The sequence below is a fragment of the Mesorhizobium sp. M0514 genome (genome assembly GCF_040321145.1).
Classification (GTDB): domain Bacteria; phylum Pseudomonadota; class Alphaproteobacteria; order Rhizobiales; family Rhizobiaceae; genus Mesorhizobium.
This window is the reverse complement of record NZ_JAMYQZ010000135.1, coordinates 1-10,190: the sequence shown is the minus strand read 5'-3', so window position 1 is coordinate 10,190 and position 10,190 is coordinate 1. Positions and strand designations below refer to the sequence as shown.

The window sequence follows — 10,190 nt, the reverse complement described above, 5'->3', positions numbered from 1 at the left end:
GGGCAAGGGTGGAGGCAGGTGCGATGAGCGAAGCAAGCTTTCAGCAGCCGGACCGCAGACGGCCGGAGCCGCTCTGGTACCAGGTCGAAGAGGCGATCCGCGCCATCGTCAAGAGCGGCGAATGGGCAACGGGCGACCAGATCCCGGCGGAGGACAGGCTGTGCGCCCTGTTCGGCGTCAGCCGTATCACGCTGCGCCACGCGCTGCGCAATCTCGAGGAGGCCGGGCTGCTCAGGCGCGAACATGGCCGCGGCACGTTCGTGCGCTCGACCACGCTGGTCGCCGGCACGCGTGAGCTGACCAGCTTCACCCAGGAGATGGGCAATATGGGCGTGGTCGCGGGCTCGCGTCTGCTCGACTGCAGCCTGACCACCGCCAACGCGGCGGCTGCCGGCGCGCTGGAGATCGAAGAGGGCGATCCGGTGGTGCGCATTCGCAGGCTGCGGCTCGGCAACAACGAGCCGATCGGCATCCAGACGGCGCAGCTGTCGGCGGTGCGCGTGCCGGGCTTCCTCGATGCCGGCCTGCTGCAGGGCTCGCTCTACGAGGCGCTGGAGCGCCATTACGGCATCGTGCCGGTGGCCGCGCGGGAGAACTACCGGGTCGGCGCGGTCGGCGCGGCGGACGCCGAACTGCTCGACCTCGCTGTCGGCAGCCCGGCCTTCGTCGTCGAACGCATCACCACCGACGAGCGCGGCCCGTTCGAATTCACGGTCTCGATCATGCGCGGCGACCGCTACGAAATCCGCTCGACGCTGCGCGCTGGACGCGTGCCGCTGAACCCGAGAAGCTGATCCATTCCAGACCGACACAGCAAACAGGAGTACCCACGTGTCCGATCTCTACATCCACCGTCTCGCCGCCCTCATCGACCAGGCTGCGAAAGCCAATGAAGAGGCCTTTGGCCAGGCCGCCAGCCGCTTTGCCGACTCGCTTGAGGGCGGCGGGCTGGTGCATCTCTATGGCTCCGGCCATTCGGTGCTGCCGGTGCAGGAAGTGTTTCCGCGCTATGGCAGCTATGTCGGCTTCAACCCGCTGACCGACCCGCGCGTGATGTGGCACAATGTGCTCGGCGCCGGCGGCGTGCGCGAGCTTTTGTGGCTGGAGCGAACTGAAAAATACGCCGAAAAATTCCTCGACCACCAGCCGCTCAACAAGGGCGATTCGATCATCATCTTCGGCCATAGCGGCCGCAACTCGTCGGGCATCGACACGGCGCTCTACGCCAAGAAGCGCGGCATGTTCGTCGTCGCTGTCACCAGCAAGAACAATCTGGACAAGCCGGCGACGCACTCCTCCGGCAAGCGGCTGGCAGATGCCGCCGACCTCGTCATCGACACCTGTTCGCCGATCGAGGACGCCATCGTGCCGGTCGAGGGCTGGAGCCGGCCGGTGTCGGGCTCGTCGACGGTGCTTGCCATGATCCTGGCGCATGAGCTGATCGCGCGCACCGCCGAGCAGCTCGCCAAGCGGGGCATCGAACTGCCGGTCTTCGCCTCGCCGACCATTGCCGGCGTGACGTTGCACGACACCGACGTCATCTATGGCGTCTACCGCGAGCGCATGCTGGAGGCGCAGCAGAAGCACCTGCCGACCTTCCAGGCAACGATGCGCGGAGAGTGAAAAAAGGGAGGCCCGGCACATGCCGGGCCTCCGAAGTATCGTTCCGCAATCCTATCCGCTCAACGCCGCTTCGGGCGGCCCGCGGGAGATTTGTTGCCGCGCGGGCCGCTCTGAACCGGCGTGTTGTCCTGGTTTTCCTCCGACAGCTTGCGCCAGCGGGCAAGGCGCTCAGGGTCGAGCGTACCCGCCTTCAACGCAGCCTGCACCGCGCAGCCCGGTTCGTGGACATGGGTGCAGTCGCGGAATTTGCACAGCGGTGCGAGCTCGGTGATTTCGGCAAACAGCGTGTCGATGCCGGAGGCGACGTCGCTGACATGCAGCGTGCGCATGCCGGGCGTGTCGATCACCCAGCCGCCGCCGGCAATGGGGTGCAGCGATCTGGCTGTGGTGGTGTGGCGACCCTTGGCATCGTGCTCGCGAATGCCCGCCGTCTGTTGCGGCGATTGCTGAGCCGATCCGGCCAGCGTGTTGACCAGCGTCGATTTGCCGACGCCGGAGGAGCCGACCAGCGCCACCGTCTGCCCTGCGCCACACCAGGGAGCAAGCGCCGCTGCGGCATCGGCGACGCGCGGGTTCAGCATCACCACGGCCAGTCCACGCTGCAGGGCGGCGGCCTGGCGTTGGTAAGCCTCGGCATCGTCAGCGGTGTCGGCCTTGGTCAGCAGGATCACCGGCGTCGTTCCGGCCTCGTTGGCCAGCGCGAGATAGCGCTCGAGCCGGGCGATGTTGAAATCGGCATTGCAGGACGTCACGATGAACAGCGTGTCGACATTGGCCGCGGCCAGCTGCGGCACCCTGCCGCCCTGTGTGCGGCGCTCCAGCACCGTCTTGCGGGTCAGGCGGCGGCGCAGCAGATGCGTGTGAGGCTCGACCAGCACCCAGTCGCCGACGGCATAGTCGCCGGTGTTGGCATTGGCCGGCAGCGTCAGATCCACTGGCCCTGACAGAGACAGACCGGCCAGGCGGTCACGGTGCACCGAGGCGATGCGTGCCGGTACGAGGTTGGCGTCATCGGGTTCGAGCTGATCGCCGAAGAAATCCGTCCAGCCGAGACTTGCGAGGGAGGCCGTCACGGTTTTGACCAGGGGGACGGCGTCACAGACATCAGAGTATCCTTTGGCAAAATGGGCGCGGACCTCGGGGCGTTTTTCAAGCCGTGTATGGGCGGCATGGCGGCATTTGGCAAGCCGAACCGCGCCGATGGCCAAGCCGTTTCGCGCACCGCGTGGAACGCATCGAGGCGGTGGTTCGCTGAACGTCACCAGACACGGAACCCTATCGTGGCACCTATCCGCGTCGCGTGCGTCGAGGGTCGTTCAACATTGAGGAAAAATCCTATGCGCTTACGCCCCGTTATTCTCAATGTCTGCAACACGGAAGGGCGAACCGGAGCGCCTGGCGGCCATCAACCGGGAGCTGGGGCGGCTCGACCCGGATCTGGTCGCCTTTCAGGAGGTCGTCCAGACAGCCGATGTGAAATTCCTCGATACGCTGCCGATCGTTTGGATTGCATGCAACGCATCAAGCCTCGTCGTCGACCTCGAAGTTGGCAAGGACGGCTGAGGATGGCAGGTCGGGAAGCCTGGCAGAAGGGAGGGGGATGGCCGGCGCCACAGGGGGCGGGGGGTTGGGATGGGGTTGCCTGAAGCCCCGGCCAAAGCGGGACAAGTCCCACGCCCACAAGCTAGCAGAGCTTGGATCGGTTCATATGGTGTGATCGCGGAACTGGCGCAAAAGCGCTTTCACATCCCCGCGCAGGCGTCGGCAACGAGCCCGCAACCGGGGGTTTCCGGTCGGTTGGTGGGTTGCGCAAGCGTCGGTTGAAGGCGCTGCGGGAGGCTGTCGTTTTTAGTGCGGTTCGAGTGCTATGCGCTCAGCGACAGGTGCTCAAGGCAGGGCAATCGCGTGGCGCCACCACATGCGATTGTCCTGCTTACGCCACCGGCAGCGTTCGCCCCGCAATCAGATCCGCCGCCTTCTCCGCAATCATGACCACGGCGGCGTTGGTGTTCGACGACACGATGCTCGGCATGACCGAGCTGTCGCAGACGCGCAGGCCTTGCAGCCCGCGCACGCGAAGCTCGGGGTCGACGACGCTGTCGGCATCGCCGCCCATCCGGCAGGTGCCGACTGGGTGATAGGCGCTGCGGCCATGTTCTCGGGCGAAGGCTTCGAGTGCTGAGCGCCCCTGCATCGCCTTGCCGGGCAGATGCTCGCGGCTGATGTATCTGGCGAAGGCTGGCTGCGACAGGATTTCGCGGCTGATCTCGATGCCGTCGATGGCGCGTTCGAGATCATAGCGCTCGGCGAACGGGTTGGGGTCGATGATGGGCGCATCGCGCAGGTCCGCGGACTTGAGCGTGACGCTGCCGCGCGAACGCGGGCGCACATGGTAGGAATTCAGCGTGCAGCCATTGCCGCCGGGAACCGAGCCGATGCCTTCCTCAACGCCGGCGCCGGGCAGGAAATGGAACTGGATGTCCGGCGTCTTCTCCGCGCGGTCGCCCCACCAGAAGCCGCCGGCCTCGACGATGTTGGAGGCCACCGGTCCTTTGCCGAACAGCGCATATTCGAGACCGGCAACCGCCTGCCAGCGCTTCTTCTTGTAACGGTCGATGCCATGCGGGCCGTTGAGTTCGGCGACGACGTCGACGTCCATGTGATCGTGCAGATTCTGGCCGACGTTTTTGGAATCGTGGACCACCTTGATGCCGTGCTGGCCGAGATGCACGGCCTGGCCGATGCCGGACAGCATCAGCAATTTCGGCGAGCCGATGGCGCCGGCGGCGACGATGACTTCGCGCTCGGCGCGGAGCAGTTCGGTGCGGCCATTGACGATGATCTCGACACCGATGGCGCGGCCGTTCTCGACCACGATGCGGCTGACGGAGGCGTCGGTGCGTAGCGTCAGATTCTTGCGGCCGAGCGCCGGCTTCAGATAGGCGACCGCCGTGCTCGATCGTTTCCCCCGACGCGTCGTCGTCTGGTAGAAGCCGGCGCCCGCCTGCTCACCGGCATTGAAGTCGGCGCGGAAGGGCAGGCCGGCCTGCTGCGCCGCCTTGACAAAGATGCGGGTCAGCGGATGCGGCGCACCGCTGGAGACGCCGAGCGGGCCGTCAATGCCATGCTGCGCATCGGCAAACGTGTCGTTGCCCTCGGAGCGGACGAAGTAGGGCAGCACGTCGGCATAGCTCCATCCGGCACAGCCGGCGTCAGCCGCCCAGCCATCGTAGTCCTGCGGGCAACCGCGGGTGAACACCTGGGCGTTGATCGAGGAGCCCCCGCCCAGCACGCGGGCCTGCGGATAGACCATGGTGCGGCCGTCGATTTCCTTGCCGGGCGCGGTGTCATAGCCCCAGATCAGCGGCCCCGACGTCATCTTGAAGAAGCCGACCGGCAGATGGATGTAGCGATCGGTGTCGGGCGGACCGGCCTCGAGCAGCATGACGGACACGTCCGGGTCCTCGCTCAGCCGGGCGGCCAGAATGCAGCCAGCCGAACCGCCGCCGACAATGATGTAATCCGTCATTTCCACTCCCGGGTTCTCTTTGTTGGAGCATGATCTCCGGACAAAACGGTTTCTCGATTTGTCCGAGAAAACCGGTTCCCACTTCTAGGGATCATGCTCCGGCGGGCGATGAAAATCACCGCCCCTTCCTCTTGCGCGCGACGATCTCAAGTCGCTTGTGCCACGTCAAGAGAAAGGGTATGGTTATCGTGTTGAAGGGTTGTCGTACAAGTGGAGGAGCTTGACGATCCTCACCAGGAGGTCCCGGCCGCGCTCCCTGCGCAAGATGCCGGGCGGAACAGAATTCAATCGGGAGGTTTCGAGGTATGAACGACACGAAGAATTTTGCGGTCAACCGGCGCACGCTGATGATGGGCGCCACCGCCGGCGTGGCGGCACTCGCCATGCCGAGCGTGCTGCGCGCGCAGGAAAAGCCGACGCTGGTGACGTCGATCCGCTCGCTGTCCAACCCCTATCACGCGGTGTGGAAGACCGGCGCGGAAGCGTATGCCAAATGGGCCGGGCTGGAACACGTCACGCTGGTTTCGGAAGGCAACAGCGAGAAGGGCATTGCCGACATCAAGGCGATGCTGGCCAAGACCGGCGGCAACATGGTGCTGAATTCCGATCCCAACGACACGCCCGATGCGCGCCCGATCGTCGAGGCCTGCGCCAAGGCCGGCGCCTATGTGGTGACGCAGTGGAACAAGCCTGGGGATCTGCACCCGAAGGATTTCAACCCGAACTATGTCTCGCATATCGAGTTCGACGGCATCGACAGCGGCAAGACCATCGCCGAGATCCTGTTCAAGACCATTGGCCGCAAGGGCGGCATCGTAGCGCTCGGCGGCCTGATCTCGACCACGGCGGCGATCGAGCGCAAGAAGGGCCTCGATGCGGCGCTCGCCGCCAACCCGGACATCAAGCTGCTCGACTTCCAGGTCGCCAACTGGAAGTCGACCGAAGCCTTCGACCTGATGGGCAATCTGCTCACCCGCTTCGGCGACGACATCAAGGGCATCTGGGCGGCCAATGACGATATGGGCTCGGGCGCTCTGGAAGCGCTGCGCGCCGAAAACCTCGCCGGCAAGGTGCCGATCGTCGGCGTCGACGGCATCAAGACGGCGGTCGATGCGGTGCGCACCGGCGAATTCGCCTGCACGGTCACTTCGGATCCGTTCTGGCAGGGCGGCATGGGTCTCGCCATCGGCTACAACGCCAAGATCGGCAAGTTCGACCCGACCAAGGAGCCGCCGGAGCACCGTGAGTTCTACGGCAAGGCGGTGCTGATCTCGCACGACAATGTCGAGGAATATTACAAGACCAATGTCGATGCGAAGCCCGAGATCGACTGGAACGATCTGTGGGGCCGGGTGACCGGAGCGATCCGTACCTGATCCATCGGAGCGGGCTGCAACTCCCTGGCGGCCCGCTTCCTCCCGCAGCCGTCGCGATCCCCTTGTCGCGACGGCTGTCACCAGCAGACGGGAAGCGGTTTCTTGACAATCCATACAGAACCCCTGAAGTCCGTTTCGGACATCGAGCGGACGACTCCCATGACATCGTTCCCCGGCCGCATCGCGACATTCCTGGGCGGCAGGCGCTGGCGCAGCCTGGCGCCGCTGGCGGTGCTGATCGTGTTGTGCATACTCATCGCCATTGCCAACCCCAATTTCATCGAGCTGCGCAATCTGGTGCGGCTTGCGAATTCCGCCGCCGTGCCGCTGACGCTGGCCATGGGGCTGACCTTCATCATCCTGATGGGCAGCATCGACCTCGCAGTCGAAGGCACGCTTTCGGTGGCGGCGATGGTGCTTGTTCTGCTCGCCGCCAATGACGGCAACGGCAATGATTATGGCTGGTGGGCGGTGCTCGCAGCCGTCGCCGCCGGCACCGCCATGGGCTTTGTCAGCGGTCTCGTCCAGACCATGCTGCGCATCCCGTCCTTCATGGGCACGCTCGGCATGTGGTTCATCGGCCTCGGCCTGTCGGTCTATATGCTGGGCGGCACGGCCATCAAGCTGAACGACGCCTCGATCCGCGACCTGGCCTTGCACCGTTTCCTCGGCCTGCCGGTGGCGGTCTGGGTTGCGTTCGGCGCGTTCCTGCTCGCCACCGTCATCCAGTATCACACCAAGCTCGGCCGCCACATATTGGCGATCGGCGGCGATGAGGATGTCGCCAAGCTCTCGGGCGTCAATGTCGTGCGCGTGCGCATCACCGCTTTTGCGCTGGCCGGTTTCTTCTTCGGCATTGCCGGTGTGCTTGCCGCCGCACAGCTCGGCCAGTCGCATGCCGTCATCGGCGACGGCAGGCTGTTTGCAGCGGTCACCGCAGTGGTCGTCGGCGGCACCGCTTTGACCGGCGGCGAGGGCGGTGTGGTCAACACGCTGATCGGTGTGCTGATCGTCACCGTGCTTGCCAATGGCATGATCCTGCTCGGCATATCGCCCTATATCCAGCAGACGGTGCAGGGTCTGATGATCATCGCCGCGGTGGCGCTGTCGCTCGACCGTGTCCGCCTGAAAATCGTCAAGTGAACGCCATGCTGCAGGTGTCCAACATCATCAAGAATTTCCCCGGCGTCCAGGCGCTGCGCGACGTCTCCATCGAAGTGCGGCCCAACGAGGTGGTCGGGTTGATCGGCGAGAACGGCGCCGGCAAGTCGACGCTGATGCGGGTGCTGGCCGGCGGCTACCGGCCGGATGGCGGCTCGCTCACGCTGGACGGCGAACAGCTGCGCATGCGCAACGCCCGTGATGCGGCCAGGCATGGCATCGGCATGGTGTTCCAGGAGCAGTCGCTGGTGCTCAACCTGACGGTCGCCGAAAACATCTATCTCGGCGAAGAGGACCGCTTCACCCGCTTCGGCCTCGTCAATTGGCGCGCCATGAACGCGGCGGCGCGGCGGCAACTGGCCAAGATCGGCATCGACATCGACGTCACCGCGCGCACCTCCGAACTCACCTTCGCCGCACGCCAGATGGTCGAGCTCGCCAAGGCGCTGACCCTGGAGGAAGTGGTCGAGCGGCAGTTGCTCATCCTGCTCGACGAGCCGACCTCGGTGCTCAACGCCGCCGATATCGAGGTGCTGTTCGCGCGGGTGCGCTCGCTTAAATCCCGCGCCAGTTTTGTGTTCGTCTCGCACCGCCTCGACGAGGTGCTCAACATCTCCGACCGTGTCTACACGATGAAGGACGGCGCGGTCGTCGCCGAGCACCGCGCAGCTGAAGTCACCGCGCCGGAGCTGCACGAGATCATGGTCGGGCGCGGCCTGCAGGCCGAATATTACCGCGAGGCCCGCCAGCTCGCGCCGCGCGATATCGTGATGGTCGAGGCCAAGGGGCTTGGCGCCAACGGTTACTATCACGGCGTCGATCTCTCGATCCGGGCCGGCGAGATTGTCGGCATTGCCGGCGTCGTCGGCTCCGGCCGCGAGGAGGTGACGCGCACCGTTGGCGGCTTCGTCCAGCATGATGCCGGCGAGATGAAAATCGCCGGCGATGCCGTGCGCTTCTCCTCGCCGGAGCCGGCTGTGCGCAAGGGCATCGGCTATGTCCCGCGCGAGCGCCGGCTCGAAGGGCTGGTGATGTTTCTGTCGATCGCGGAGAACATTTCGCTGGCCGATCTCTCCAGCGTCATGCGCCATGGCGCCATCGACTATGGCAAGGAGCGCCGGCTTGCCGCCGACTGGATCAAGCGGCTGCGCATCAAGGCGCCCGGCCCCGATGCCGCCTGCCGCAAGCTCAGCGGCGGCAACCAGCAGAAGGTGGTGCTGGCGCGCTGGATGACGGCGGGCTCGCGCATCCTGGTGCTCGACCATCCCACACGCGGGCTCGACGTCGGCGCCAAGGAAGAGGTCTACGAGCTGGTGCGCGATCTCTCCGCGCAAGGCGTGGCGATTCTTTTGATTTCCGACACGCTGGAGGAAACGATCGGCCTGTCGCACCAGGTGCTGGTGATGCGCGATGGTGCAATCACCGCGCGCTTCGATGCCAGTCCGGGCAACAAGCCGAACCAGGTCGATCTTCTCAGGGCAATGGTGTGAGCCGATGAATGAAGCGTTCTCCATCAGGCGGGTTTTCGAAGGCAAGTGGACGCAGGGCGCCATTCCGCTGGTGCTGCTTGTCGGCCTGCTTTTGATCATCGAGATCGCCGCGCCCGGCTTCCTCACCGGCGAAACCGTGGCGCTTTTGTTTGCCAACACCGCCGTGCTGTTCATCCTGGCGACCGGCGTCACCTTCGCCATTCTGCTCGGCGGCATCGATTTGTCGATCCAGGCGGTGGCGTCACTAGCCAGCGTCATCCTGGCGCAATTGCTGCCGTCGCTCGGCCTTGCCGCCTTTCCGGTGGCGATCCTGTCGGGGCTTGCCTTCGGCATCCTGAGCGGTGTCGTCCACGTCAAGCTGCGCGTGCCGTCCTTCGTCGCGACACTCGCCACCGGCGGCGTGGTCACCGGCCTGGCGCTCTGGGTCTCCAATGGCCGCGCCATCACCATCGAGGAGGCTGGTCGCGAAAACACCGCCTGGATCAACGCCACTGTCGCCGGCATTCCCGTGGTGGTGCTGATTTCGACGGTGATCGGCATCGCCGCCTTTCTGGCGCTGCGCTACACGCGCTTCGGCCGCCAGGCGATCGCGGTCGGCGCCGGCGAACCGGCGGCGTGGGCGGCGGGCATCAATGTCAACCGCACCAAGATCATCGCCTTTGCCGCCTCGGGTATGCTCGCGGCCATTGCCGGCATCGTGCTGGCAGCCAGGCTGTCGAGCGGTTCGCCGGTGCTGGCCAACCAGCTGCTGCTGCCGGCCATCGCCGCCGTCATCGTCGGCGGCACGGCGATCACCGGCGGGCTCGGCGGCGTTGCCCGCACGGCGGTCGGCGCGCTGATCATTTCGATCGTGCGCATCGGCATGACCTTTGTCGGCGTCAATATCTTCCTGGAAAACATGGTGTTCGGCGCGGTGCTCATTGCCGCCGTCGCCATCACCATCGACCGCAGCAAGATCGCGGTCATCAAGTGATCCTGCCTCCCAGGCAAGCGCGGACAGGACGGGACCGC

Annotated in this window: 9 protein-coding genes; 7 read left to right on the top strand and 2 right to left on the bottom strand. The window is 65.5% G+C overall.

The features are described from left to right. On the top strand, nt 1-794 hold a 794-nt coding region (locus NKI61_RS30855; protein WP_352842148.1), incomplete at its 5' end, for a GntR family transcriptional regulator. 37 nt (nt 795-831) lie between these two features. Continuing rightward, on the top strand, nt 832-1,623 hold the full coding sequence (locus tag NKI61_RS30850; RefSeq protein WP_352842146.1) for a sugar isomerase domain-containing protein: 792 nt from the start codon (nt 832-834) through the stop codon (nt 1,621-1,623). Nucleotides 1,624-1,682: 59 nt separating this feature from the next. Here the strand turns inward: NKI61_RS30850 and rsgA are convergent, their stop codons facing one another. Next, on the bottom strand, nt 1,683-2,696 hold the full coding sequence (rsgA, locus tag NKI61_RS30845) for a ribosome small subunit-dependent GTPase A (protein ID WP_352842144.1): 1,014 nt from the start codon (nt 2,694-2,696) through the stop codon (nt 1,683-1,685). 289 nt (nt 2,697-2,985) lie between these two features. Here rsgA and NKI61_RS30840 point away from each other — a divergent pair, with 289 nt between their 5' ends. Next, nucleotides 2,986-3,186, top strand: a complete 201-nt coding sequence (locus tag NKI61_RS30840; protein ID WP_352842143.1) for a hypothetical protein — start codon at nt 2,986-2,988, stop codon at nt 3,184-3,186. Nucleotides 3,187-3,556: 370 nt separating this feature from the next. On the opposite strand, the gene NKI61_RS30835 is transcribed toward NKI61_RS30840, so the two are convergent. Then, complete coding sequence (locus tag NKI61_RS30835; protein WP_352842141.1) at nt 3,557-5,152, bottom strand: GMC family oxidoreductase; 1,596 nt, start codon at nt 5,150-5,152, stop codon at nt 3,557-3,559. 305 nt (nt 5,153-5,457) lie between these two features. On the opposite strand from NKI61_RS30835, the gene NKI61_RS30830 reads away from it, so the two are divergent. The 4 genes from NKI61_RS30830 (at nt 5,458) to NKI61_RS30815 (ending at nt 10,152) form a co-directional block, all read left to right on the top strand. Next, the gene (locus NKI61_RS30830) at nt 5,458-6,528 is read left to right on the top strand and encodes a sugar ABC transporter substrate-binding protein (protein ID WP_352842139.1); all 1,071 of its coding nucleotides are present in this window, start codon (nt 5,458-5,460) and stop codon (nt 6,526-6,528) included. A gap of 159 nt (nt 6,529-6,687) precedes the next feature. Then, nucleotides 6,688-7,671 (top strand): ABC transporter permease, encoded by a 984-nt coding sequence (locus tag NKI61_RS30825; protein WP_352842137.1) that lies wholly within the window; start codon nt 6,688-6,690, stop codon nt 7,669-7,671. Between the two features lie 5 nt (nt 7,672-7,676). Then, nucleotides 7,677-9,179, top strand: coding sequence for a sugar ABC transporter ATP-binding protein (locus tag NKI61_RS30820; protein ID WP_352842150.1), 1,503 nt, complete (start codon nt 7,677-7,679; stop codon nt 9,177-9,179). Nucleotides 9,180-9,183: 4 nt separating this feature from the next. Continuing rightward, nucleotides 9,184-10,152 (top strand): ABC transporter permease, encoded by a 969-nt coding sequence (locus NKI61_RS30815; RefSeq protein WP_352842135.1) that lies wholly within the window; start codon nt 9,184-9,186, stop codon nt 10,150-10,152. Nucleotides 10,153-10,190 lie beyond the last annotated feature (38 nt).